This is a genomic window from Clostridium sp. D43t1_170807_H7 (genome assembly GCF_015555905.1).
Taxonomy (GTDB): domain Bacteria; phylum Bacillota; class Clostridia; order Clostridiales; family Clostridiaceae; genus Clostridium.
Window position 1 is genome coordinate 157309 of sequence record NZ_JADNLK010000003.1, and the last position, 26216, is coordinate 183524.

The following is a 26216-nucleotide window of genomic DNA, read 5'->3' on the forward strand; positions in this document are numbered from 1 at the left end:
ATAAAGTAACTTTTCCCCTGAAATAGTCATCATTAAAACTTGTGCTAAATTATCCGAATCATGTTTTTCATATCCTTTAGCAATTTTAATTAAGTCTGTTTCTATTACTTATACACTTGGATCTTTTATATTATCATAATCTAACTCTACTAATTTAGAGCCTTTTTAAATATCTTTCTTTTATCTCTTCTGGTATAGTTCCATTAAAAGTGCATCTGCAGTAATTAAACAAAATTATGGATTTAGAGAATTTTTAATGAGAGAGAATAAAAAAGTCAGAATGGACCTTTGATAATGGCATTTGCTTATAATGTTAATAAATTGCACAACAAAACTTTACAATATCGAAACGGCGAGCTATTGCACAAAGCGAAAAGTACATAATAAAAACTATATAATAAAATTATACTAGAAGGCATTTAACCTTCTTTTTGTCATGTAAAAAACAAAATTAATGGTTATATTTACATAAAATTAATTGTATAAAATTTTATACAATTAAAAAAGGAGCTGTATTCAGACTGAATTTATTAATTCAATCTGATACAGCTTCCTATCTTATATTATTTTTTATTTCTTTTTATTAATCCTAATCCCCCTAATATAGAACAGATTCCTAATAATAAATATGTTCCAATTCCAACAGCGTTACCTGTATTAGGTAATTTTGAAGGTTTATTATTTGTATTATCATCTGTTGTACTGTTGTTAGTATTAGTGTTAGGTTTTGTGCTTTCAGTATTACTATTCTTGTCGTCAGATGTTGTATCATTGTTTTCTGGATAAACTATTGTATCATTATTTGTAGTTCCATCTGCAACTTCATCCTTTATAGAAGTATTATTTTCTTTAGCAAATTTATTAAGAGCATTTATCATTTCAACTCTTGAATTTTCTACTTTTATAACAGCATACATACTGTCCCCACTATTTCTAGTAACTCTATTAAATTTAATTACATATAAAGTAAAATCGTCTTGTGTTGTTACAGATATTACTTTGGTATTTAATGCTTTTAATTCATTTAAGAATCCGTTAAACACATCTATTAATACATCTTTAATTGTTAATTCAAGAGGGTTATCAGCTTCTCCGCTACCATTAACAATTTCAACTACTTCGTGTTCAAATTCAGGTTGCTCTGGAACACTTGGTTCACTTGGAGTTTCTACATCCTCAACAGGTACATCATCAGGTAATGTAACTGGTGTATCGTCAACAACTTGGTCAGTATCTGGATTAACCATCATGTCATCATCAAAATCTGGTTCTGGATATTCATCTGGTTTAACGTTCATACCATCATCAAAGTTATCATCTGGTATTACTGGTTCTGGTTTAACCAGCATATCGTCACTTACACCACTATCATCTGGTAACACATCTTGAACTGGAACATCGTCTGGTAGAGTTACTGGAGTATCTTCTACTACTTGATCTTCGTCTGGATTTACCATCATATCATCGTCAAAATCTGGTTCTGGATATTCGTCTGGTTTAACGTTCATGTCGTTGTCGATATTATCATCTTCAGGCAGTACATCTTGAACAGGAACGTCATCTGGTAATGTAGTAGGTATATTTTCTACAACTTGATCTTCGTCTGGTTTACTTCATCTTTTTAACTAGTCTTTCACTATACTACACTCATTAATATTAAATTTTATTTATATTATAGGATACACTTACTTAACCCTATCTCCAATTTTCTTAGACAAGTACATATACTCAATAATCTTATCCTTATCATAAAGTAACTTCTTATCTAAAATCGTTGTCATTAGAATTTGTGCTAAATGATCAGAATCATGTTTTACATATCCTTTAGCAATTTTAATCAAATCTGTTTCTATTACTTCTACATTTAAATCTTTTATATTATCATAATCTAGATCTACCAATTTAGAACCTTTTTTCAAATATCTTTCTTTTATTTCTTCTGGTATAGTTCCATTATTTGCAATAACATAATCTATACTATTTTTCCCGTTATATTTCATTAATGTTTTTATATGATCTGATACTGAAAAATTATCTGTTTCTCCTGGTTGAGTCATTACATTTGATATATATATTTTTATTGCATCACTTTTCTCTATAGCATCAACTATATCCTCCACTAAAAGATTAGGTATTATACTAGTATAAAGACTTCCAGGTCCCATAACAATAGCATCAGCTTCTTTAATAGCTACAAGTGCATCCATTAACGGCTTAGCTCTCTCTGGATTAATTCTTAATTGTTTTATCTTACTTTTTTGTTTTATAACTTCTTCTGGTATTATAGATTCACCCTCTACTACACTTCCATTTTCAAGATCTGCTATAAGTTTCATATCATCAAGTGTGACAGGTAACACTTTCCCTGTTACTGCAAGTACTGAACTCATTTTTTGTACGGCATCTTCAAAGTTATCACTTATTCCTGCCATTGCTGCTAAAAATAAATTACCAAAGTTCTGCCCTTTTAATGAGCCCTCTTTAAATCTATATTGAAGTAAATCTTCCATAATAGGCTCAGTATCTGCTAATGCTAGAATACAGTTACGTATATCCCCTGGAGGAAGCATTCCAAGGTCAGCTCTAAGCTTTCCTGATCCTCCTCCATCATCTCCAACTGTTACTATCGCCGTTATATTATTTGTATATAGTTTTAACCCTCTCAACATTGTAGAAAGACCTGTTCCTCCACCAATAACAACTACTTTAGGACCACCTACACGAACTCTTTCTTCATCTACAAGCTCTTCTATATTCTTATCATTTATTGTTATTTTAACTTTTTCAGAATTTATTAAAGAAATAAAAGATTTAACGAATTCCGAATATGCTATATACATTATTACAATTCCAATTAAACTTAAAAATAAATATAAAAGTCTTATAGAGTTGCTGCAATCTTTATTTGAAAAAATTTCAACAACTCCTAATACAAGCACCACTACCCCAACTAATCCAAGGAATATCCACCTTTTCATTTTTATTCCCGGCTTCATTAAAAATTCCATTATCATAGCTTTTTATCCCCTTTATGAACATCCTCTTTAATATCTCTATGTTCAATATACACATTATAATTTTTCTCATATAAATTCTCATAAATCTCATTTGCTATGGCTACTGATCTATGTCTTCCGCCTGTACATCCTATTGAAATAATAAGTTGTCTTTTTCCTTCTTTTTGATAGTTAGGAATTAAAAATTCTAACATATCATTTATTTTTTCTAAGAATGCTTTAGTTTCATATTGTTCTAATACATAATCTCTAACTGGTGTATCTAAGCCAGAAAATGGTTTTAATTCTGATATATAAAATGGATTTGGTATAAATCTAACATCAAATACTAAATCAGAATCAACTGGTATACCATATTTAAATCCAAAACTTAATACAGTAATTGATAATTGTTTTTCAGGTAATGTTTCATCCCCAAAATACTTAGTCATTTCTTCTCTTAAATCGCCTATTTTATATTTTGAAGTATCTATTATAATATCAGCTTTATCTTTAACTTCTCTTAATTTCTTTCTTTCTAATCCAATTCCAGTTATAACTCTACCGCCACCTGATAATGGATGGCTTCTTCTCTTTTCTTTAAATCTCTTTACAAGCACCTCATCAGTTGCATCTAAGAATAATATTTCATATTTAAATTGTTCTTTTTCTAAATCTCTTAAACTTTGGAATAGATCATTAAAGAATACTCCACCTCTTATATCTATAACTAATGCAACTTTATCTATTTTTCCATCACTTTGTCTACATACTTCTGCAAACTTTGTTATTAGTGTTGGTGGAAGATTATCTACACAAAAATACCCCATATCTTCTAAGCTTTTAGTTGCTTCTGATTTACCTGCTCCTGATAATCCTGTAACTATAATAAATCTCATGTAATACCTCCAAAAATCTCTTTTTTTATGTAAAAAACATATTCTCATTTTAACTAGAATGTGAAAGTTCAATTAACCAAATTAAAATTTGGAATTTCATTCTAATGTAACTTATTTCAATTATATCATATATATCAAAATTTTAACTATGTCATTGTAAAACTTAAATATTATATTGAATAAAGAAGCTATTTTCATAGCTTCTTCATTTCTAATAATTCATATAAATCTCCCTAATTTATTTATATATTAATTTTGGGCCTTTGCTAATATATAATATGAACTTTACATATCTTATGTTACACCTTATATAAGGTATAAAAAAAGAAGCTACCCAATTGGTAACTTCCTATTCTTCACCTATTATTCTTACTTCTGTATGAAGGTCAACTCCAAATTGCTTTTTAACTTCATCTTGAATATGCTTTATTAAATCAGTAATATCCTTAGCTGTAGCATTTCCCTTGTTAATTACAAATCCTGAGTGTTTTTCTGAAACAGCTGCCCCACCTATAGAATATCCTTTTAATCCAGCATCTTGAATAAGCTTACCAGCAAAATAACCTGTTGGTCTCTTAAATGTACTTCCTGCTGATGGGTATTCAAGTGGTTGTTTAGACTCTCTTTTATTAGTTAAGTCATCAACTAAATCCTTAATAGTTTTTATTTGACCTTTTTTTAATTTAAATACAGCTGATAATACTGTATATCCTTTTTTCATAACTAAAGAAGATCTATATCCGAAATCTAATTCCTCATTTGTAAGGGTTATTACATTACAATTTTCATCAATTACTTCAGCACTTTCAATAACATGTGCAATTTCTCCATCATAAGCACCAGCATTCATGAATACTGCTCCGCCAATAGTTCCTGGTATACCACATGCAAATTCAAATCCAGTTAATGAATTTTCCATAGCTTTATCAGAAACTTCTTTTAACATTGCACCACATTCAGCTTCAATTCTCTCATCATTTACAGTTACATTGTGAACGCCCTTTAGTGATATAACAACACCTCTAAATCCACCATCTCTAACTAATATGTTAGATCCATTACCTATAACATAAACCGGAATATTATTTTCCTTACAAATACAAATACTCTTTTTTATTTGTTCCTTTGAATCTGGAATTAATAATATGTCAGCTGGTCCTCCAACTTTAAAATTAACATAACCACTTAATTTCTCATCTATTTTAATATTATCTTCATTGTAAAATTCTCTAAATAGCCCTACAAATTTACCGTATTTATTCATGATAAGCTCCTTAAAATATAAAATATTTACAGTTTAATAGTATAAAGTATATTATAACATTAAACAAGTAATTTCCTCTTAATTATTGCCATTAAAGTAAATATAAATACTTTCTGCCGATTTTTTATCTATAGATGGAACTTCTAACAATTCCTCTACTGTTGCCTTTTTAATATTATCTACACTACCAAACTTCATTAATAAAGCTCTTCTTCTTTTTTCTCCTACATTAGGTATATCATCTAGAATAGAATGTAATGTTCTTTTGTCTCTTAAACTTCTATGATATGTTATTGCAAACCTATGAACTTCATCTTGTATTCTTCTTATTAATTGCATTAAATTTGAGCTTCTATTAATAATTAACTCTTTATTATTATATACTATACCTCTAGTTTGGTGTTTATCATCCTTGACTAATCCACATACTGGAATGTTTATATTTAAACTTTCTAACACTTCTAGTGCTATATTTACTTGTCCTTTACCTCCATCCATCATTATTAAATCTGGAAAATTGGAAAACTTTCCTGCAGATAATTTTAAATTTCTTTCTTGAATTGCCTTTACTTCCTCTAACCCATGATTAAATCTTCTAGTTAAGATTTCTCTCATACTGTCATAATCGTTAGCACCTTTTACAGTTTTTATCTTAAATCTTCTATAATCACTATTTTTTGCTCTTCCTTCTTCAAATACAACCATTGTTCCAACAGAATCTACACCTTGAATGTTTGATATATCATAAGCTTCTATTCTAGTTGGCCATTCATCAAGCTCTAACAAGTTTTGAAGCTCTTGTAATGATATTCTATTCATTTCTTTATCTTTTAGATATTTATCCTTAAATTTTTCTAAGGTAATCTTAGCATTATTCTTAACCATTTCTAGCATATCTTTTTTCTGTCCCTTTTGTGGAACTTTAATCCATACCTTAGATCCTCTTTTTATAGTTAAGTATTCCTCCATTAGCTCAACTTCATTAATTTCAGGAACATATATTGTTTTAGGAACTTTAGCTGTACCACCGTAAAAGGATGCTATAAACTCCTCTAATATCTCTGCTATGCTTTCATTTGCTGTATTTTCAAATATAAAGTGTTCTCTTCCAAGTATCTTTCCATCTCTAGAGAAGAATACTTGAATGCAACTGTCCTTTTCATCTTGATCAATATTTATAAAATCTTCATCACCCTCCATAGTCTTAAATATTTTTTGTTTTTCAACTATGGCTTCTATTGCTAATATCTTATCTCTTAATGATGCAGCTTTTTCAAACTCTAAGTTTTCTGCTGCATTTTCCATTTCTGTCTTAAGCATTTTAGTAACATAAGTTTCTTTTCCGCTTAAAATATCAATTATATCCTTTATCATCTTTCCATACTCTTCTTTACCTATATGTCCTCCGCAAGGACCAAAGCATTTCTTTATATGATAATTTAAGCAAGGTCTTACAGTATCTCCATTCTCCTTTATTGCTAATTTACATGTTCTTAAAGGGAATATTTTATATATTAAATTTATAGTTTCATATACTGCTGCTCCATTAGTATATGGCCCAAAATACTTGCTTCCATCCTTAGCAAAATTTCTAGTTACAAAAACTCTTGGAAAGTCATCCTTTGTAGTTATTTTTATAAAAGGATAAAATTTATCATCCTTTAACAAAATGTTATACTTAGGACTATATTTCTTTATTAAATTACATTCCAAAATAAGCGCTTCCATCTCTGAATCTGTAACTATATATTCAAATTCAGCAATATTCTTTACCATAACCCTTACTTTTTCAGAATGATTCTTGGAATTTTGAAAATAGCTTTTTACTCTATTTTTTAAAATCTTTGCTTTTCCAACATAAATAACCTCACCTAATGAATTCTTCATTAAATAAACTCCAGGTTTATCAGGTAAATTCTTTAAATGATATTCAAAATCAAACATCTCTATCTCCCCTTTCTTTTGTAAAAAAGTTAAGAGTTAAGATTTAAGATTTAAAAGTTGAAAGATGAAATTCTTATTATACTAAATTATCATCTAAACTCTTAACTCTTTTCTCTTAACTCTTTAATTTTATTAGTATATTGAAATTTTTTAACCCCAAAGGTGATAATTTAATATCCTAAAACTGCTTGCCTAACAACCTTACTAGCTACTGTTGCAGCTGCTCCTGAACCAGTACCACCATTTTCAACAATTACTGCCACTGCTATTTGTGGGTCATCCATTGGTGCTGCTGCTATAAACCAACTGTGTGGAGTCGCTTCGCTTCCATCTGGTAAAGTATAGTCTGCTGTACCAGTTTTTCCTCCTGCATTAGTTCCTTTAAAGGCTGGCCACTTACTTAAATTACTATTAACTAAATTAGTCATATAATCTTGAATTGTTTCTGCTATATCACTAGACATAACTTGCTTCAATTGTTTACTATCTATAGTTCTTATTGTATTTTGATCTTTATCAACGATTGAATTAACTAATTTAGGCTGCATCATAACACCATCATTAGCTACTGTAGCTGCTACTAAAGCCATTTGCATAGGTGTAGCTAAAACGCTTCCTTGCCCTATTCCACTTTGAGCTATATTACCAACTTCTGAGCTATCTAATGAAGGGAATCTACTTGCTGTTATAGATACTCCTGGCCCAGTTATTACTGAATTAAATCCATAATTTTCTGCTGTAGTTTTTAATGCCTCATTTCCAAGTTCCATTGCTAATGTACCAAATACAACATTACTTGATACCTTATATGCTTGTTTTAAATCTATTGAGCCATATACATTATTTCCAAAATTACTTAAAGTTCTTCCATCTTGGAATGTTATTTTTCCATCATCATTAAATGTTCTATTTACTACTGATGGCATATTTTCTAAAGCACTTGTTAATGTAACAGTCTTAAATACAGAACCTGGAGGATAAAGTCCATTTATAGCTCTATTAATTAATGGTGTATCATCTGCACTACCACTATTAGCTTTATTCATCTCATCAGCTAAATTATTAGGATTAAATGTAGGTTTTGATACCATTGCTAATATTTCTCCTGTTTTAGGATTCAATGCAACAACAGCACCCTTATTATCTCCTAATGCATCTGAAGCTACTTGTTGTAATGTTGTATCCAAAGTTGTTACAACTCCATTTCCAACTTTATCAGCTTCTTTTGTTAATTCATCGAATTTAATTCCATCCATAAAAGTTTTAAAATTACTTGAAAAATTAAAACTTCCTGTATTTTCTTTATCATTCTTTATATTTTCTATAAGACCTTTTACATCAATACTATCTAAGAACTGTCTAAAGTTATTTCCAAAAGCATTATAAGTAGTTAATTCGCTTTCATACTCCTCTTCTAAACCAGTAGTTCCATAAACAGCACTTGTATAACCTAATGCATGAACATATAAGTCACCATATAAGTAATCCCTTTTCTGAGATGTATCATTTATTCTTTCGCTAGTTGTTAATGCATTTCCATCTCTATCGTATATAGTCCCTCTTAAGACCTCATTCTTAACAGCCATTACTCTTGTATTTCCTGGCATATCATTAATTTTTGGACTTTTAATTAATTGAAAATAGGCAATATAGGATATTAATGCAATAAATAAAACTAAAAATACAGTCATTACGTTTCTAACACTTTTTGCTAAATCATTCATCCTTTTATGCCTCCTCTGATATTTTTTGCAATATTCCTAATGCAAAGAATATAGTTAGTACCGATGAACCACCATAACTTATAATAGGCAATGTTATTCCCGTTAGTGGTATAACAGCGAATATTCCTCCTATTATAACTAGAGTTTGACATGCTATCATTGTACTAAATCCAACAGCTATTAATTGTGAATATTTATCATCTGTGACAAAAGCGGCCCTTATACCCCTATAGAATAATAAGAAGTATATTATCATTAACCCTATTGCAAATATTATTCCAAACTCCTCACAAATAACAGCATAAATCATATCACTTTCTTTTACAGGTAAACTTTGAAAATGTCCTTGCCCTAATCCAACTCCAAAAAGTCCACCTGCTGCAATTGAATACATTCCTTCTATTATTTGATACGATTCACCTAATTTATATTTCCATGGATCTAACCAAATCATAACTCTTTCTCTTACATGCCCAAAAAGCATATATCCAGCTACTGATCCAACCCCTGCTAATCCTAATGAGGTAAATACATATTTTTTCTTTGAAGTTGAAACATATAGTAATGTTATAGAAATACCAAAGAATATCAATGCACTACCTAAGTCTCTTTGAAGTACCATACATCCCATAGAAAACCCTGCTACTAAAGCTGGTTGCCATAATTGTATAAAGTCTTCCTTAAAATTATTTTTATTTTCATATGTTGCTAAAGCAGATGCTAAATATAATACTAATGCTATTTTTCCAAACTCAGATGGCTGAAAAGAAATAGAATTACCTATTATAATCCAGTTCTTTGCTCCATTTAATTCTGTACCAAATATCAATGCTAATGGCATTAATATTAAGGTTCCTATCATATATAGATTTTTATATTTTGCAAAACTTCTTAAATCTGGTAAGATAACTACAATTAAAATATAGGAAACTATTCCCCCTGTAATCCAAATTAATTGCTTAATTGCTATTCCTTTATCTATTCTATATAATGCTGCTATCCCTACTACCGCCAATACACTTGCAAAAATTAATATAAATTTATCTCCATCAGGATAAAATCTTCTAATTACAAAGTGGGAATAGCCTATTAAAATACATAAGACTACTCCCATTATTAATGCAAATTTATCAAAAGGTTGTTCAATAAAACCTAATGTTGTGAAAAGTAGCAAGCATAGTAGATATACCCATCTCAGCAATCTTTTTTCACGCTTTAATGCCTTCATAATCCACCTCTACTATGTTAAATGAAATATCCTTTTCTATTTATAAAATTATAAGTTTATTTAAACTAAATTATAGATTAAATATTTTACTTACTTGATTTTAAAACTTTAAAAATAGCGCTTCCTATTTTAATTTCATCATCAGCAATAAGCTTCACCTTTTCATTAATTTTTTCATTATTAACATAAACACCATTTGTACTATTTAAATCTTCAACATATAAATTATTATTTTTAGTATATATTTTTGCATGACTTCCTGATACAAAAGGTTCTGTTAATACAATTGTATTTTCTGCTCTTCTACCTATTGTTGTAATTCCCCTAATTGGCACTACTGATCCATTTTCCAATGTAGAGTTTACTCCTGTTTGAATAATCTCTATACCATATCTTATTCCTGTGTTATTATTTTTTTTCTTATCGCCTGTTTTTACATCTCTATACATTATCTTTAATGCATAATATATGATTACATATAATAGAACTATAAAAATTATACCAAATATAAAAGTGACTAACCTTCCAAAATTCATATTTTCACCTCAAATTAATGATATTTACCATTATATATTAAATCTTATTGAAAAAAATAACAAGACATCTTATTTATCTTAATAGTTTATTAAGATATTTTCCTGTATATGAGGTATCATTTTTAATTATTTCTTCTGGTGTACCTTGTGCAACTAAAGTTCCACCTTTATCTCCACCTTCTGGACCTAAATCTATTATATAATCAGCACATTTAATCATATCTAAATTATGTTCTATTACTACAACAGTATTTCCTGCCTCAACTAATCTTTGTAGTATTTCAACTAATCTATTTACATCATCAACATGAAGTCCCGTTGTTGGTTCGTCTAAAATATATAATGTTTTTCCAGTGCTTCTCTTTGATAGTTCAAAAGCAAGCTTAATTCTTTGTGCTTCACCACCTGATAATTGAGTTGATGGCTGACCTAATCTTATATATCCTAATCCTACATCTTTTAATGTTTGAATCTTATTTTTTATTCTTGGTATATTTTCAAAGAATTCTAATGCTTCTTCAACAGTCATATTTAATATATCATCAATATTTTTTCCTTTGTATTTAACCTCAAGAGTTTCCCTATTATATCTCTTTCCTTTACATACTTCACAAGGAACATAAACATCTGATAAGAACTGCATCTCTATTTTTATAATTCCATCACCTGAACAAGCTTCACATCTTCCTCCTTTTACATTGAAACTAAATCTTCCTGGTTTATATCCTCTCATCTTTGCTTCTGGTGTTTGAGAGAATAATTCTCTTATTATATCGAAAGTTCCTGTATAAGTTGCTGGATTTGAACGTGGTGTTCTTCCTATTGGGCTTTGATCAATATCTATAATTTTATCTATATTTTCATAGCCACTTATTTCTTTATAAACTCCTGTAGGATTTTTACTTTTGTTTATTATTTTATTTAATCCCTTATAAAGTATTTCATTTACTAATGTACTTTTACCTGATCCAGAAACCCCAGTAACCATTGTTAAAACTCCTAGAGGGAATTTAACAGTTAAGTTCTTAAGGTTATTTTCCTTTGCTCCTGAAACAGTAATAAACTTCCCATTACCTTGTCTTCTTACCTCTGGAACTTTAACTTCCTTCTCTCCTGTTAGATATTGTCCCGTTATAGACTCTTTACATGCTTTAATCTCATCAACAGTTCCTGCAGCAATAATTTGACCACCATGCTCTCCTGCTCTAGGTCCAATATCCACAATAAAATCAGCCTCTCTCATAGTATCTTCATCATGCTCAACAACTATAACAGTATTACCAACATCTCTTAAATTTTTTAATGTCTGAATTAACTTATCGTTATCTCTTTGATGCAATCCTATACTAGGTTCATCTAATATATATAAAACTCCCATTAATGCAGAACCAATTTGTGTTGCAAGTCTAATTCTTTGCGCTTCACCACCAGAAAGAGTTCCCGAACTTCTTGAAAGGTTTAAGTAATCTAATCCTACATCAACTAAAAACTTTAATCTATTTTTTATCTCTTTAACTATTTGATTACTTATTAATTTTTCTTTTTCTGTGAACTCTAATGAATTAATAAAATCCAACTCGTCTCTTATTGACATTTGAGTAAATTCATATATATTCTTATCTCCAATAGTTACTGCTAAGACTTCTTTATTTAACCTAGCACCTTTACACTTTGGACAATATTTATTACTCATATATTGTTCAATATCGCCTTTTATAACATCTGAATTTGTTTCTTTATATCTTCTTACTAACGAATTTATTTCTCCATCATATACATATGAATAATTAGCTTTTACTCCATCTTTTGTATAAGTAACTATTAACTTATTTCCATTTGTTCCATATAGTAATAAGTCTAAGTGCTCTTTAGAAAACTCCTTTATAGGCTTATTTAAATCTAATCCATATTCTTTTTCTAATGACTTTAATATTGCAAAAGTCCAAGAATCATCTTTTAATCTACCTTCCCCCCATGTAGCTATAGCACCTTCCATAATACTTAAATCTTTATTTGGTATAATTAAATCTGGGTCTATCTCCATTAACGTTCCTAAACCATCACATTTTTCACATTTTCCAAAAGGAGCGTTAAATGAAAACATCCTTGGTTCAAACTCTTGTATATTAATTCCACAATCAGGGCAAGCAAAATTTTCACTAAATAATATATCTTTTTCACCAATTACATTTATTATTACTAAACCTTCTCCTAACTTTAGTGCTGCTTCTAATGAATCACTTAGTCTTCCCTCTATGCCTTCTTTAATGATTAATCTATCTACTACAGCTTCTATATTATGCTTTTTAGTTTTTTCTAAAGTTATTTCCTCTTCTGCTAATTCATAAATCTCTCCATCAATTCTTGCTCTTACGTATCCATTCTTCTTTATATTACTTAGTACTTTTTCATGTGCACCTTTTTTACCTTTTACTATTGGTGATAAAACTTGAATTTTAGTTCTATCCCCAAGAGCCATTATTTGATCCACAATTTGATCCACAGATTGTTGCCTTATTACCTTTCCACACTTAGGACAATGTGGAATACCTACTCTTGCATATAATAATCTTAAATAATCATATATTTCTGTAATTGTACCAACTGTTGATCTTGGATTTTTGCTTGTAGTTTTTTGGTCTATAGATATTGAAGGCGATAACCCTTCAATATAATCTACATCTGGTTTATCCATTTGTCCTAAAAACTGCCTTGCATATGAGGATAAAGACTCAACATATCTTCTTTGCCCTTCTGCATACAATGTATCAAAAGCTAAAGAAGATTTACCTGAACCTGATAACCCTGTAAAAACTATTAATTTGTCTCTTGGTATTTCTAATGATACATTTTTTAAATTATGTACTCTTGCACCCTTTACTATAATTTTATCTTTCATTTTTTAAACCTCTTCAATATACTTCATTATTTTATTTTTGTCAGAAATAGTATATTTTACTCTCGAACAAACATTCTTTATTTAATTTTAGAATTATTGATTTTTATTGTCAATGAAATTTTCATCTTTTAATTTTTCTTCCAAGCTATTGAAATAACAAGATTATCTCCTTTTAAATTAGCTTTTATATTATGACCAAGCTTCTCTACTAATATTCTTGTTATATATAACCCTAACCCGGTATTCTTATTACTTCTAGAATTATCCACAGTATAAAACCTATCAAACAATTTATCCACATTTTCTTCTGTTAATCCTGTTGCTTTGTTAATAAACTCTGTAATTATCATATCATTTTCTTGCTTTAAGGTTATTTTCACAAAATTTTCACCATGCTTAATCATGTTTCCTATTAAGTTTGAAAAAATCCTAGTAATAGCACTCTCATCAGATATAATTTCTTTAATGCCTTCCTCAATTTCAATAACTGGCTCAATATTATTATTTATAAAGTCATTATAGAATAAAGCTATATTTTCACATAGTATGTTACTTAAATTAACCTTCTTATAATTAAATTTATATTCATTTCCTTCTATTCTTGATAAATCATAAAAACTACTTATAAGCTGTTGTAAAGATTTTGTTCTTTTCTCTACTATGTCCATATATTCTTTTTTATCAGTTTCTGATGATTTTTCCGATTTTATCATCTGTAAATATCCCATTATAGATGTTAAAGGAGTTCTTAAATCATGAGACATATTTGTTATACTTGCCCTTAGTTCATCTTCACTTTTCTTCTTTTCTGATACAACCTTTTGTTTTGAATCAAAAATTAGATTTATACTTTGAACTAAATTCTCAACATCCTTATCTACAGACTTTGTTTTTATATTTACATATTCATCTAAATTATTAGTAATTTCCTTATTTATTCTTTTAAACTCTCTCTTATACCCTATAATAATAGCAATTAAAACAATAATTATCCCTATTAAGCATATTATCACCATATTTTCTCCTCTTCTAAACCCATTTTTCTCTTATATTTTCTAAAATATATTATATTCTATATATTAAACATTTCCAATAACTCACAATAACAAATAAATTACCTCTGAAGTTTAATCCAATATTTATATCAACCTCAGAGGTAACTTGTTTATAATCTATTAAATTTTTCACTACCTATACTATCTAATATCTTAATTGAAGCAAATAATAGTATTAAAAATAATATTAACACTACAGTTAAAATAATAATCATATTAGTAATATTAAATATTTCAACTAGTGCAACTGATATACCTATCATTGCTAACGTTAATATTAATAATCCTAAAATAGTAATCATTACACTTGCACTTTGTTTTACTACTGTTGTTGGATTTGTCCAGTCCATTTTAGGAAAATATAAATTTATTATTAATCCTAATACTGCTGATATCCCTGCAAATACTATACTTATCATTACATTAAGTATTAAATATTTAATCTCAAATTTTAATCCTATATAAAATATAATATTTGCTACAATGGCTGCTGGAATTGTTATTATTAAATTAGTTATTATCTTTCCTTTAAATATATCCTTAGGCTCTATTTGTAAAGATTTTAATATCCATAATCTATTTCCTTCTAATGATATAGATGAATTTGTTGTACAAGATAATCCAATAGTAAATACTAATAGCACTAATATTGCTAATGGAATAATATTTACTATTTCTGGATATCCCATTAACTCTGCTAATGTTTCTTTACTTACAAACAAAGTAGCTATAGATGCTGCAACTAATAATACCATTCCAAAGGCTGTATTCATAACATAAATAGGTGTTGCAAAATATCTTCTTAACTCTTGTGAAACTAATGCTTTTGTGATACTACTTGATTCCAATCTTTCAACCTTATAATTTGCTTTCTTATAACTTTCAGCTAACTTTCCATTTATAACTTTAAATGTTTTGCTAAATACTATAATAAATATTACAAATGGAAGTATTGATATTAATATAAACTTTATCAAATCAACAATATTATAATTTACTAAAGCATCTTTTAAATACATTGCTGGTGGATATATACTAGATAATCCTTTCACTATTGAATCACTATTTTCAACAAATGCATTAATATAATTTTGCATATTCATCGAAACTATCATAATTAATAAAAAAGCTATCATTCCAACTACTGTAGTTACTATATTTTTATGCTTAAATCTCGATGATATAAATGTTATAATCACAGCTATTATTGATGCTGCTATTATAGGAATCATGGGTATAAATATTAATCCTACTATTAGTATAATAAAGAAAATCAATGATAAACTTCCATTATAAATAAAATATACTATTGATGCTGGTACTATTACAAGTGCTATTTCTATATAACTTATAGACATTAGACTCAATATTTTACTAGTTAATATTGTGCTATTTTTAATAGGAAGAACCATTAATAAGTCATAATCTTTAGAACTAAATAATGTACCTTGTGCTTTATAAATTGATGTCATAAAACTTAAAATACATGAAAATAATATGGCAACTATTAATACTAAATCTAAATATCCCATTGGCTCTAATACTGTAGCCAATCCAATTGAATATGATGTGGACATAAAACAAATCACTATAGCTATTAATAATAATGTTGCTGTAGTAATCATTAATTTCTTTTTTTCTTTAGAATTGCTTGTCTTATTAGATAAAGAATTAATACCTGTACTATTTATAAATGAATTTTTTAATAAAATAAATAAATTACTCATTATCAATCAACTCCATAAATACATCTTCTAAAGAACTGTTTCCCTTTACCTCTTCCGTATCCCCTACTACAACTATCTTTCCTTCTTTAATAATTGCAATCTTATCACATAATTTTTCTGCAACTTCTAATACATGAGTTGAGAAAAATATTGCACTACCTTCATTACAAATCTCCCTCATTATCTCTTTTAAAGTATGTGCTGCCTTTGGATCCAATCCAACAAAAGGCTCATCTAATATTAATAATTTTGGTTTATGTATTAGTGCTGATATTATTGCTAGCTTTTGTTTCATTCCATGAGAATATGAAGATATTAAGTCTCCTAAATATTTAGTTAGCTCAAACTTATCTCCATAATACTTAATTAACTTTTCTCTTTGTTCTTTGCTTACTTTATAAATATCTGCTATGAAACTTAGATATTGTATTCCAGTTAAAGCTTCATAAAGGTCAGGATTATCTGGAATATATGCCATTACTTTTTTACATTCTACTGGGCTTTTCTTTATAGACTTATTATCTATTAATATATCCCCATCATTAAATTCTAAAATACCAACTATAGATTTAATAGTTGTTGTCTTTCCCGCACCATTATGACCTATAAATCCAAATATTTCTCCACCATTCACAGTTAAGGATATATTGTCTACAGCCTTTTTCCCCTTTGAATATTCTTTTGAAAAATTATTTATATATAACACAAAAACACCTCTTCCAAATATTGTATCCACCTCCGGGGAGAATCCAATATTTGTATTCTCCCCGGAGGTACGCGCTTTTTTGCGCTTTTTAATACTTTTCTATACTTTTTGTCATTATTTAATATCTTGAGCTTTAAATATTTTTATCCCTGCAAATAATGAAATTGATATTGTTATTAATGAAATTACTACTGATCTAAGCAAATCTCCATTTCCTGCTTTAATTGAAGATGCTAATGCTGAATTATAAAATGGTAATACCTCATAAATCCTGTCAAACCAAGGATATATTCCATATAAAAATCCTGCAAATGTTGGAACTCCTATAAATATTGCTACTGTTATTCCAATTGTAGCTCCATTACTTTTTACTAATGTTGCTATAACCATAGCTAATACAGCTACTGCAGAACTAGCTAGAAGTGATGCTATAAATGTTTTTATCATTCCTAATAATTGTGAAAATTCAAAGGCTTGCCCCCATCCATTCATAACAGTTGATGCTATTGTTGGTAATATAGTCATAACCGCTAAAATAATTGCAATTGCTACAACTATAGCTATAAACTTTGCTAAATAAAATTCTTCTCTTTTCTTACCATAAGCTAAAAAGTTTTTAATTGTACCTTGTGAATATTCTTTTGCCATTAATGCTGCTACTAATATTCCTATTAATATCTCTATTACTCCTGATCCAAATGAAGCATGATATACTTCTATTGCAGTTGGATTCATAATATCTTTAGCTTCCAAATGAACTCCTAATTGACCTGGTGTTACTATTTCATCACTATCTGACATAGTTTCCATTTGTTCTATAAATATCTGTTTTTGATCTTCTGGCATATTCCCTAAACTATCACTAAGTATTTGATCAAAAACTGGTGAACACATAACTATTGTCATGGAAGATAATAAAACTGTAACAAATATTAATACTTTAAATGTTCTATTTTTAAATAATTTATATAATTCTGCTTGTATAGCTTTAAGCATTTAAAACACCTCCAATTTTATTCATAAAGTATTCTTCTAAATTTTCTCCCTTAATACTTATACTTTGAACAATAACACCTGACTTTGAAAGTATTGAATTTACCTCTCCAACATTCTCTAAATTAGAGAAGACCTTTATCTTTTTATCTTCTAAAACTTCATAATCACTTATTCCTAACTCTCTTTCTAATAAAGTTACTGCTCTAGATGTATCATCAACTTTTAAATCTATATATTGTCTACATTTTTCTGCTAATTCCTCTGCTGTTATTTCTTCAATTAACTTACCATTTGATATTATTCCATAAGTCGTTGCAAGCTCTGATAATTCACTTAATATATGACTTGATATTAATATTGTCATATCTTTTTCTTTATTTATCTTCTTTAATAACTCTCTTATTTCAACTATTCCCATAGGATCAAGTCCGTTTATAGGCTCATCTAATATAAGTAATTTAGGATTTCCCATTATTGCATTTGCAATTCCTAATCTTTGTCTCATTCCTAAAGAGAAATTTTTAACTTTTTTCTTTTCAACATCTTTTAGTCCAACTAATTCTAATACTTCATCTATACACTTCTTGCCAGGTATATCTCTTACTAATCTAGACACCTCTAAATTTTCTCTTGCTGTCATATTAGTATAAAATGAAGGAGTTTCAATTAAACTTCCAACCTTTGTTCTAGCCTTATTTAATTCATTTTCTCCACTGGCTCCTAGAAGTTCTATCTCTCCACCACTTTTATGAATTAACCCTGTTATAAGTCTAATTAATGTTGTTTTACCAGCTCCATTTTGACCTATAAAACCATATATCTCACCTTTTTTAATTGTCATATTAACATTGTTTACCGCTACTTGATTTCCATATTTCTTAGTAATGTTATAAGTTTTTAATATAACTTCTTTCATCTTCATTTACCCCCTTGATAAAATTCTCTATCTCTTTTTTGTTATTTTTATTTAATCTCTTAACTTGATTTTATTGTATATCTATAGTTGTAAGATATCTTAAAGAAAATATTAAGAAAGTATTAAGTTTACAAATAAAAAAAGCAGCTATTAAAATTAAAGAATTTTAGTAGCTACTTTTCATATTTATTTATTGTAAAATCTCGAAAAACTATTCTAAATATAAACCACTTAAAGTTAATATATTCTAAAATTTTATAGTAATATACATCCCATAATGACTGATACTACTATTGCAAGTAAGCCTGCACCTATTGCTAACAAAAATTTCTGATATGGACGTTTCCCATACTCCTGATTCTTTTCAAGTTCATCCATATGTTTTCCCTCTAGAAAAGCAACAATTTCTTTATAAGTTTGGATATTAAAATTCTTTTTATGCTTTTCAACTCGAATAGCATAATATATGTAGCTATAATAATCAAGCACAAAATCCCAAACCCAACATATCCCATGAATCGTGTAAGTGGAATAGGCAATAAAATAGTACATAACATCAACATACTAAAGATATTACCATCATGTTTAAATCCATCAATGTCTTCTGTTTTAATTTTTTCTTTCATTTCTTCAAGATCCCCTTTAATTAATATATCAAGAGAGACACTAAAAAGAGAGCTTAGCAATAATAAGCTTTTCACATCAGGGTAGTTCTTATTATTTTCCCAATTTGAAATAGTTTGACGAGATACAAATATTTTTTCAGCTAATTCCTCCTGTGAAAGCTTCATTTCTGTCCTATATTTTTTTATTTGTTTACCAATCTCCATATAATGTCCTCCTGCATAATTACTCTATACCCTTAAATGAATTTCTACTATCAAAAGTATTTGATATTGCCTATTTTTCATATATCAAAAGTATTTGACACTCTACAAACTCTTATTTAACTGTTATTTATCTTGCTTTTTTGTATAGAACAACTATTTAAATTGTATAATTACATTTTTTAAATATGTTATTCCCTATTATCATTTTCTTTTCTATAAACTTATTTTTTAACTCTTTACTTTCAATAAACTCCTTTGTTATTTTTACAAGTAATTGTTTTTGTTCTAATTCAACTAAATAATAAGCTGCATAGTTACTAGCATAATCAGCTAATTGTAATACACCAGGTTGTACTATGAAGTCAATAATATTTTCAAGTAAATTTAATTTCTTTGTTTGTATTAACGGATATATAATAATTGCATTTTTATATTTATCCCTTACTGCTGAATCATATTTAGATTTATATTTTCCTTTATTTTTATAATCACTAATATTAATACTTTCTTTTAATACAAAGTCTGATATAATTTCTCCATCATCTAATAAATAATCAATGCTAACATCAAAAAGCTTTGCTATATTTTTTATATTCACAATATCCGGAATTCCTTTGTCCGATTCCCATTTAGTTATAGCTTGCCTTGAAACACATAACTTTTCTGCTAATTCTTCTTGCGTTAAATTTACCATTTTTCTACACTCTCTTAACTTTTCACCTAAACTCATTTTTATCTATTCCTCCAAACTTATTTTATAAAACTATATTAAAAATATATTCTTATAAATCCAAGAAACAGTAGCTTACATTTATGCCACGTTACGTGTCATAAAGAGTATTTATCAGCATTTACTTATCATCTATTCAGATTTTAATTTAAATCCAATTCCCCATACTGTTTGTATATATTCATTATTCTTATCAACCTTAGAAAGCTTAGACCTTAAATTACTTATATGAACATTAACAGTATTATCATCTCCCATAAAATCATCTTTCCAAACAGACTCAAAAAGATTGGCTCTTGTAAACACTTTATTAGGATTAGCAATTAATAATTCTAATATATCAAATTCCCTAACAGTTAAACTTACTTCTTTTCCATTAGCATATACCTGTCTGCTATCAATATCTAATTCTAAATTTTTATGAGTTAATTTACTGCTAATACTATTTTGACTAGAAAATTTAGTATACCTCCTTAATTGCGCCTCAACTCTAGCTAATACTTCATTAATATCAAAAGGTTTACTTATAAAATCATCTGCTCCCATTCTAAGTACTGCTATTTTATCTTCAGCACTAGTTTTAGCTGAAGCAACTATTATTGGCATAACATATTTTTTTCTTATTTCACTTAATAGTTCTTCTCCAGATATCCCTGGTAACATTAAATCTAAAATTATAAGATCATATTCAAATTGTTCTATACACATCTTCGCCTCTGACCCTGAATAAGCTCCTCTAACTTCATATCCATTTTGAATTAGCATTTTACATAAAAGTCCATTAATATCCCAATCATCTTCAACTACTAATATTTTTTTATTTAAATCCATATTTACATTCTCCCCTATATAAACAACTATATAAATTATACCAAATTTTCAACTAATTAGTTCATTATTATAATAAAAACTGATTCCTACTTTAAATATAGGAATCAGCCAATTCATTATATATATTTAAGCTATATAATTTAATGCTCAATGTATATTAATCTTAATTATATACATTAAAATATTTAATATGATTTCCAAGGAAATTATTCATCCTTAAGTCTACTAATCATATCTCTAAGCTCTGCAGCTCTTTCAAATTGAAGATTCTTAGCTGCATCTTTCATTTCTTCTGTATATTGTTTAATTAACTTCTTCTTATCCTTAGCGCTTAATTCAACTGCATCTTCTACATTATAGTCAGCAGATTCTTCTGCAACCTTTGTTGCTTCAATTACAGCTCTTACATCCTTAATAATAGTTTTAGGTACAATTCCATGCTCTTCATTATACTGCATTTGAATTTCTCTTCTTCTATTAGTTTCCTTAATTGCTCTATCCATAGATCCAGTGATTTTATCTGCATACATTATAACCTTACTTTCTGAATTTCTTGCAGCTCTTCCTATAGTTTGAATCATTGAAGTTTCAGAACGTAAGAAGCCTTCCTTATCTGCATCTAAAATTGCAACGAGAGCAACCTCTGGAATATCTAGCCCTTCTCTTAATAGGTTTATCCCAACAAGAACATCAAATTTTCCTAGTCTTAAATCTCTTATTATTTCCATTCTTTCAATGGTTTTTATATCAGAATGCATATAAGTAGTTTTAACACCTAACTCAGTTAAATACTTAGTCAAATCTTCTGCCATTCTCTTAGTTAAAGTTGTTACTAATGTTCTAAATCCTCTTTCTGTTGTTTTTAAGATTTCAGCATAAAGATCATCTATTTGACCTGTTACTGGTCTTATTTCAACTATCGGATCTAATAATCCTGTTGGCCTAATTATTTGCTCTGCTATATTAGTTGAATGATCTAATTCATATTGAGCTGGTGTTGCAGATACAAATATAAGCTGATTAATTTTACTTTCAAATTCAGTAAATTTTAATGGTCTATTATCGTAAGCACATGGAAGTCTAAATCCATACTCAACTAATGTATCTTTTCTTGATCTATCACCTGCATACATTGCTCTACATTGAGGTAAAGTAACATGACTTTCATCTATAAACATTAAATAATCATCTGGGAAGTAATCTAGCAACGTTTTAGGTGGAGTACCTGGAGCTCTTCCATCTAATACTCTCGAATAGTTTTCAATCCCACTACAATATCCCATTTCCTTAATCATTTCTATATCATAATTAGTTCTTTGTCTTAATCTCTGAGCTTCTAACAATTTATCTTGTGATGTTAGCTCTCTTAATCTATCTTCAAGCTCATCTTCTATCTCTTTTATTGCCTTATCCAAAGTTTCTTGTGATGCAGCAAAGTGAGATGCTGGGAATATAGCAACATGTTCTCTTTCTCCTAATATCTTTCCTGTTAAAACATCAAACTCTCTTATCCTATCTATTTCATCACCAAAGAATTCAATTCTAATTCCTTTTGTAGAAGATGAAGCTGGAATAATATCTAAGGAATCTCCTCTTACTCTAAAAGTCCCTCTCGAAAAATCAATATCATTTCTTTCATATTGAATTTCTATAAGCTTCTTTATTATCTCATCTCTATCTTTTTCCATGCCTACTCTTAAAGAGATAGTAAGCTTTTTATACTCATCTGGATTACCTAATCCATAAATACAAGAAACTGAGGCTACTATTATTACATCTCTTCTTTCAAATAAGGCTGATGTAGCTGAGTGTCTTAACTTATCTATTTCATCATTTATAGCTGCATCTTTTTCTATAAATGTATCAGTTTGAGGAACATATGCTTCAGGTTGATAATAATCATAATACGAAACAAAATATTCAACTATGTTATCTGGGAAAAACTCCTTAAATTCAGAGCATAATTGTGCTGCTAATGTCTTGTTATGTGCTAAAACTATAGTTGGTTTTTGAACCTTTTCAATTATATTTGCCATAGTATATGTTTTACCCGAACCTGTTACCCCTAAAAGGGTCTGATACTTTTCATTATTCTTTATACCATTAGCTAAACTTTCAATTGCTGCTGGCTGATCCCCTGTTGGTTTAAATTTAGAATGAATCTTAAATTCTCCCATATACTCACCTCCAAATTATTATTTATTAATTTAAATATTCTCTATAAAATATTTAAACCTTAAATTATCTAAAATTATATTACCTTTAAAATAATAAAATATAAATACATTTTACTTTTTATCTTCACCATTTTCAAAACTTTTATAATAGGGCACATTCCACTAAATAGAAAATAGAGACTAACATCTACGTTAGCCTCTACTTCTTATTTTTAAGCTCATTTATTATGTTTTTTATATCATCTGGTTTTATTTCAAACATATCTTCTCTTTTAATCATTTTAGGAACTAATAGAAGCCCTAACCTTTTATTTCTAGGTTGTATAATATATTCTAATACTTGTCCCGAATTATTTTTAACTTTTATTGGGACCTTAAGTATACTATCTCTAGCAACCTTAAAAATATCTCCCTCTGATTTAATATTTTGCCCATTAATTTCTATTATTTTATCTCCACGCTTAATTCCAACCTCGTATGCTGGTGAATTAGGAGTGACTTCAAGAACCATAATTCCCTCATCGTCACTTACATATAAGCATTGGCCTTTTTTTTCTACTCTATACTCATATCTCATGATTAATTCAAAAGCTAACGGTGCATATATTATAGATATTATTTGCCCTACTATATTAATACTAGCTAACTGTGCAACTAAAGCAACTGATATACCATATATTAAAATAGCACTACCACACCTTAATGCCTTAGTTTTCTTTTCTTGAGTAAATGTAACATTGCTATAACCCATTATTCCATACAAAGGAATACTTGCTATCATTGCAGTAGCTAATAAAGATAATACTGCTTTATTATTTATAATAGGCCACCATGATGCTACATTAGAATAAATTGAATCTTCATCTGCTATACTATTGGTAAAAATCATAAGTATCGCAATTGGTATTGGCCAATATCTACTAAATGAAAATCCACCAACTATTTTGTCCTCTTTTTTAGTAAATACAGGTATTGCCCCTCTATTTCCATCAACTATAATTAATAAACCTTCTAAAATATATATTACTCCTACAAAGGTCATTAATGATAATATATCAACATTTAAAAATAGTTTCATTCCAGTAATACTACTAATAATATTTAAACTAATTCCTATAACACCTAATATAGCACTAGAATATGCATATGATATATACTTCTTTTTATAAAATAAAGATAATATTGATATCATAAATATAAACTCTATTCCTGAGTTTTCACTAAATGTAACTCCAAGCACAGATAATACTATACTTCCAATTGCACCCGCTAATATTCCTAATACAATTTGGGATAATGTAAGTTCTAGAGGGGTATTTAACCCCTCTCCTAATGTCATCTTTTGAATAGAAACTATTTTAACATTTTTTAAATAAAATATTATCCCAAATACTACAAGCATAACTAAATGCATTGGCTCAATTATTGCTACTGCTATAGACTTTAAGCTATGAATTATTAAATCCATTCTGAGCCTCCTAATTAATTCTTCTCTCTTACTACCTCTAATGCTTTTTGAAATTGTGGATCGATGCTTCTATCATAATCCATTTCTAATACTTCTTGTGGAATCTCTACTACTATATCTGGCTCTATTCCTGTACCATGAATATTTTCACCATTTGGTGTGTAGTACTTAGATGTTGTAACTTTAAGTCCTCCCATGTCATTAGGTAAAACCTTAAGTTGTTGCACTATACCTTTACCAAAAGTTGTTGTACCTATAGTTGTTGCAGCTCCATGATCTCTTAAAGCACCAGTTACAACTTCAGAAGCACTAGCACTTCCACCATCAACGAGTACAACTAATGGCATTCCAATAGCATCTCCTCCTATTGAATTTGATATTACCTTCTTGTTATACTTATCAATTGTATAAGTAACTACTTCTCCTTCTGGAATAAAGTTAGAAGCTATTTCAACACATTCATTTAAGTATCCACCTGGGTTTCCTCTTAAATCTAATATTAGTTTTTTCATTCCTTGTTGTTTTAATTCATTTAATTTTTCACTAAATTTATCACTTACTTCTTCATCACTAAAAGTTGTTATCTGAATATAACCTATTCCATCCTCTAACATTTCACCTTTAACTGATTCAGTTTTAATTTCAGCTCTTACTATCTCAACCTCAAAAGGTTCTTCTACACCTTCACGCATAATCGTTAATGTAACCGGTACACCTTCTTCTCCTCTAACTCTAGAAACAACAGCCTCTGTGTTTAAATCTGTTACTTCATAATCATCAACTTTTAATATTATATCTCCAGCCTTTAATCCAGCTTTTTCTGCTGGTGATCCTTCAACTGGAGCTATTATAGTTATATTATTATCTCTAACGCCTAATTGAGCTCCTATTCCATAGAAACTTCCTTGGCTTGATTCCATAAACGTTGTAAATTCATCTTTATCCATATAAACAGTATATGGATCTCCTATAGCTTCAGCCATGCCTTTCATAGCACCTTCTAAAAGCTTCTCATCATCTATTTCTCCATCATACATGGAAAATAACATACTTCGTAGATTAAATAGATTTGAATATTTTTCAGTGTCTTCAATATTTCCTAAATCACTAACTGCTTTTTCTGGTACAGAGCCAATTATAACACCTTTAGTAGCAAGTATATTTCCTAAATAAAATACTCCTGCATATGTTATTAATAACACAACTAATAAAATTAAGTATTTAAATATTTTTTTTCCAATATTCTTTGGATTTTTTCCCTGGTCATTAAAATTCTCCATAAATTCTCTT

The 26216-nt window shown here is 28.5% G+C and carries 21 protein-coding genes and 1 pseudogene; 1 reads left to right on the forward strand and 21 read right to left on the reverse strand.

The window, feature by feature from the left end:
• Positions 1–202: 202 nt before the first annotated feature.
• A pseudogene (locus tag I2E98_RS15920) lies at positions 203–384 on the forward strand (transposase); the annotation flags it as partial.
• 179 nt (positions 385–563) lie between these two features.
• Here the strand turns inward: I2E98_RS15920 and I2E98_RS03185 are convergent.
• The 21 genes from I2E98_RS03185 to I2E98_RS03280 all read right to left on the reverse strand — a co-directional run bounded on the left by I2E98_RS03185 (position 564) and on the right by I2E98_RS03280 (position 26206).
• Positions 564–1508: an LPXTG cell wall anchor domain-containing protein gene (locus I2E98_RS03185; protein ID WP_195467515.1), complete on the reverse strand. Its 945-nt coding sequence runs from the start codon at positions 1506–1508 to the stop codon at positions 564–566.
• A gap of 177 nt (positions 1509–1685) precedes the next feature.
• Complete coding sequence (locus I2E98_RS03190) at positions 1686–3014, reverse strand: YvcK family protein (protein ID WP_195467516.1); 1329 nt, start codon at positions 3012–3014, stop codon at positions 1686–1688.
• Positions 3011–3895, reverse strand: a complete 885-nt coding sequence (gene rapZ / locus I2E98_RS03195) for an RNase adapter RapZ (protein WP_195467517.1) — start codon at positions 3893–3895, stop codon at positions 3011–3013. The genes I2E98_RS03190 and rapZ overlap by 4 nt, the downstream gene beginning before the upstream one ends.
• Positions 3896–4244: 349 nt before the next feature.
• Positions 4245–5159, reverse strand: coding sequence for a UDP-N-acetylmuramate dehydrogenase (gene murB / locus I2E98_RS03200; RefSeq protein WP_195467518.1), 915 nt, complete (start codon positions 5157–5159; stop codon positions 4245–4247).
• 78 nt (positions 5160–5237) lie between these two features.
• Positions 5238–7103: an excinuclease ABC subunit UvrC gene (uvrC, locus tag I2E98_RS03205; protein WP_195467519.1), complete on the reverse strand. Its 1866-nt coding sequence runs from the start codon at positions 7101–7103 to the stop codon at positions 5238–5240.
• 170 nt (positions 7104–7273) lie between these two features.
• Positions 7274–8827 carry a penicillin-binding protein 2 gene (locus I2E98_RS03210; protein WP_195467520.1) on the reverse strand — a complete coding sequence of 518 codons (1554 nt, stop codon included), beginning with the start codon at positions 8825–8827 and terminating at the stop codon, positions 7274–7276.
• A 4-nt stretch (positions 8828–8831) separates the two neighbouring features.
• Positions 8832–10055, reverse strand: a complete 1224-nt coding sequence (locus I2E98_RS03215; RefSeq protein ID WP_195467521.1) for an FtsW/RodA/SpoVE family cell cycle protein — start codon at positions 10053–10055, stop codon at positions 8832–8834.
• 86 nt (positions 10056–10141) lie between these two features.
• On the reverse strand, positions 10142–10591 hold the full coding sequence (locus I2E98_RS03220) for an FHA domain-containing protein (RefSeq protein WP_195467522.1): 450 nt from the start codon (positions 10589–10591) through the stop codon (positions 10142–10144).
• Positions 10592–10664: 73 nt separating this feature from the next.
• Complete coding sequence (gene uvrA / locus I2E98_RS03225) at positions 10665–13490, reverse strand: excinuclease ABC subunit UvrA (protein ID WP_195467523.1); 2826 nt, start codon at positions 13488–13490, stop codon at positions 10665–10667.
• 128 nt (positions 13491–13618) lie between these two features.
• Positions 13619–14506: a HAMP domain-containing sensor histidine kinase gene (locus tag I2E98_RS03230; protein WP_195467524.1), complete on the reverse strand. Its 888-nt coding sequence runs from the start codon at positions 14504–14506 to the stop codon at positions 13619–13621.
• Between the two features lie 149 nt (positions 14507–14655).
• The gene (locus I2E98_RS03235; RefSeq protein ID WP_195467525.1) at positions 14656–16272 is read right to left on the reverse strand and encodes an ABC transporter permease; all 1617 of its coding nucleotides are present in this window, start codon (positions 16270–16272) and stop codon (positions 14656–14658) included.
• A complete protein-coding gene (locus I2E98_RS03240) occupies positions 16265–16978 on the reverse strand; it encodes an ABC transporter ATP-binding protein (RefSeq protein WP_195467526.1) in 714 nt (237 codons plus the stop codon). The genes I2E98_RS03235 and I2E98_RS03240 overlap by 8 nt, the downstream gene beginning before the upstream one ends.
• A gap of 114 nt (positions 16979–17092) precedes the next feature.
• Positions 17093–17974, reverse strand: a complete 882-nt coding sequence (locus I2E98_RS03245) for an ABC transporter permease subunit (protein ID WP_195467527.1) — start codon at positions 17972–17974, stop codon at positions 17093–17095.
• A complete protein-coding gene (locus tag I2E98_RS03250; RefSeq protein ID WP_195467528.1) occupies positions 17967–18890 on the reverse strand; it encodes an ABC transporter ATP-binding protein in 924 nt (307 codons plus the stop codon). The genes I2E98_RS03245 and I2E98_RS03250 overlap by 8 nt, the downstream gene beginning before the upstream one ends.
• Positions 18891–19145: 255 nt before the next feature.
• Entirely contained in the window at positions 19146–19268 is a 123-nt protein-coding gene (locus tag I2E98_RS16275) for a hypothetical protein (protein ID WP_347708012.1), read from the reverse strand.
• Positions 19269–19279: 11 nt separating this feature from the next.
• Positions 19280–19720, reverse strand: a complete 441-nt coding sequence (locus I2E98_RS03255; RefSeq protein ID WP_347708013.1) for a helix-turn-helix transcriptional regulator — start codon at positions 19718–19720, stop codon at positions 19280–19282.
• A 157-nt stretch (positions 19721–19877) separates the two neighbouring features.
• Entirely contained in the window at positions 19878–20450 is a 573-nt protein-coding gene (locus I2E98_RS03260; RefSeq protein ID WP_195467529.1) for a helix-turn-helix transcriptional regulator, read from the reverse strand.
• A 132-nt stretch (positions 20451–20582) separates the two neighbouring features.
• Positions 20583–21281, reverse strand: a complete 699-nt coding sequence (locus I2E98_RS03265; RefSeq protein WP_195467530.1) for a response regulator transcription factor — start codon at positions 21279–21281, stop codon at positions 20583–20585.
• Positions 21282–21487: 206 nt separating this feature from the next.
• Positions 21488–23458: an excinuclease ABC subunit UvrB gene (uvrB, locus tag I2E98_RS03270; protein WP_195467531.1), complete on the reverse strand. Its 1971-nt coding sequence runs from the start codon at positions 23456–23458 to the stop codon at positions 21488–21490.
• Positions 23459–23657: 199 nt separating this feature from the next.
• Positions 23658–24926 (reverse strand): PDZ domain-containing protein, encoded by a 1269-nt coding sequence (locus tag I2E98_RS03275; RefSeq protein ID WP_195467532.1) that lies wholly within the window; start codon positions 24924–24926, stop codon positions 23658–23660.
• Positions 24927–24940: 14 nt separating this feature from the next.
• Complete coding sequence (locus I2E98_RS03280; RefSeq protein WP_195467533.1) at positions 24941–26206, reverse strand: S41 family peptidase; 1266 nt, start codon at positions 26204–26206, stop codon at positions 24941–24943.
• Positions 26207–26216: the final 10 nt, after the last annotated feature.

What these genes read in the sequence shown, in the direction of transcription:
- I2E98_RS03185 (WP_195467515.1), bottom strand. Translation starts at nt 1,508, where the DNA reads ATGAACGTTAAACCAGACGAATATCCAGAACCAGATTTTGACGATGAT.
- I2E98_RS03190 (WP_195467516.1), bottom strand. Translation starts at nt 3,014, where the DNA reads ATGATAATGGAATTTTTAATGAAGCCGGGAATAAAAATGAAAAGGTGG.
- rapZ (WP_195467517.1), bottom strand. Translation starts at nt 3,895, where the DNA reads ATGAGATTTATTATAGTTACAGGATTATCAGGAGCAGGTAAATCAGAA.
- murB (WP_195467518.1), bottom strand. Translation starts at nt 5,159, where the DNA reads ATGAATAAATACGGTAAATTTGTAGGGCTATTTAGAGAATTTTACAAT.
- uvrC (WP_195467519.1), bottom strand. Translation starts at nt 7,103, where the DNA reads ATGTTTGATTTTGAATATCATTTAAAGAATTTACCTGATAAACCTGGA.
- I2E98_RS03210 (WP_195467520.1), bottom strand. Translation starts at nt 8,827, where the DNA reads ATGAATGATTTAGCAAAAAGTGTTAGAAACGTAATGACTGTATTTTTA.
- I2E98_RS03215 (WP_195467521.1), bottom strand. Translation starts at nt 10,055, where the DNA reads ATGAAGGCATTAAAGCGTGAAAAAAGATTGCTGAGATGGGTATATCTA.
- I2E98_RS03220 (WP_195467522.1), bottom strand. Translation starts at nt 10,591, where the DNA reads ATGAATTTTGGAAGGTTAGTCACTTTTATATTTGGTATAATTTTTATA.
- uvrA (WP_195467523.1), bottom strand. Translation starts at nt 13,490, where the DNA reads ATGAAAGATAAAATTATAGTAAAGGGTGCAAGAGTACATAATTTAAAA.
- I2E98_RS03230 (WP_195467524.1), bottom strand. Translation starts at nt 14,506, where the DNA reads ATGGTGATAATATGCTTAATAGGGATAATTATTGTTTTAATTGCTATT.
- I2E98_RS03235 (WP_195467525.1), bottom strand. Translation starts at nt 16,272, where the DNA reads ATGAGTAATTTATTTATTTTATTAAAAAATTCATTTATAAATAGTACA.
- I2E98_RS03245 (WP_195467527.1), bottom strand. Translation starts at nt 17,974, where the DNA reads ATGCTTAAAGCTATACAAGCAGAATTATATAAATTATTTAAAAATAGA.
- I2E98_RS03250 (WP_195467528.1), bottom strand. Translation starts at nt 18,890, where the DNA reads ATGAAAGAAGTTATATTAAAAACTTATAACATTACTAAGAAATATGGA.
- I2E98_RS16275 (WP_347708012.1), bottom strand. Translation starts at nt 19,268, where the DNA reads ATGGATGAACTTGAAAAGAATCAGGAGTATGGGAAACGTCCATATCAG.
- I2E98_RS03255 (WP_347708013.1), bottom strand. Translation starts at nt 19,720, where the DNA reads ATGGAGATTGGTAAACAAATAAAAAAATATAGGACAGAAATGAAGCTT.
- I2E98_RS03260 (WP_195467529.1), bottom strand. Translation starts at nt 20,450, where the DNA reads ATGAGTTTAGGTGAAAAGTTAAGAGAGTGTAGAAAAATGGTAAATTTA.
- I2E98_RS03265 (WP_195467530.1), bottom strand. Translation starts at nt 21,281, where the DNA reads ATGGATTTAAATAAAAAAATATTAGTAGTTGAAGATGATTGGGATATT.
- uvrB (WP_195467531.1), bottom strand. Translation starts at nt 23,458, where the DNA reads ATGGGAGAATTTAAGATTCATTCTAAATTTAAACCAACAGGGGATCAG.
- I2E98_RS03275 (WP_195467532.1), bottom strand. Translation starts at nt 24,926, where the DNA reads ATGGATTTAATAATTCATAGCTTAAAGTCTATAGCAGTAGCAATAATT.
- I2E98_RS03280 (WP_195467533.1), bottom strand. Translation starts at nt 26,206, where the DNA reads ATGGAGAATTTTAATGACCAGGGAAAAAATCCAAAGAATATTGGAAAA.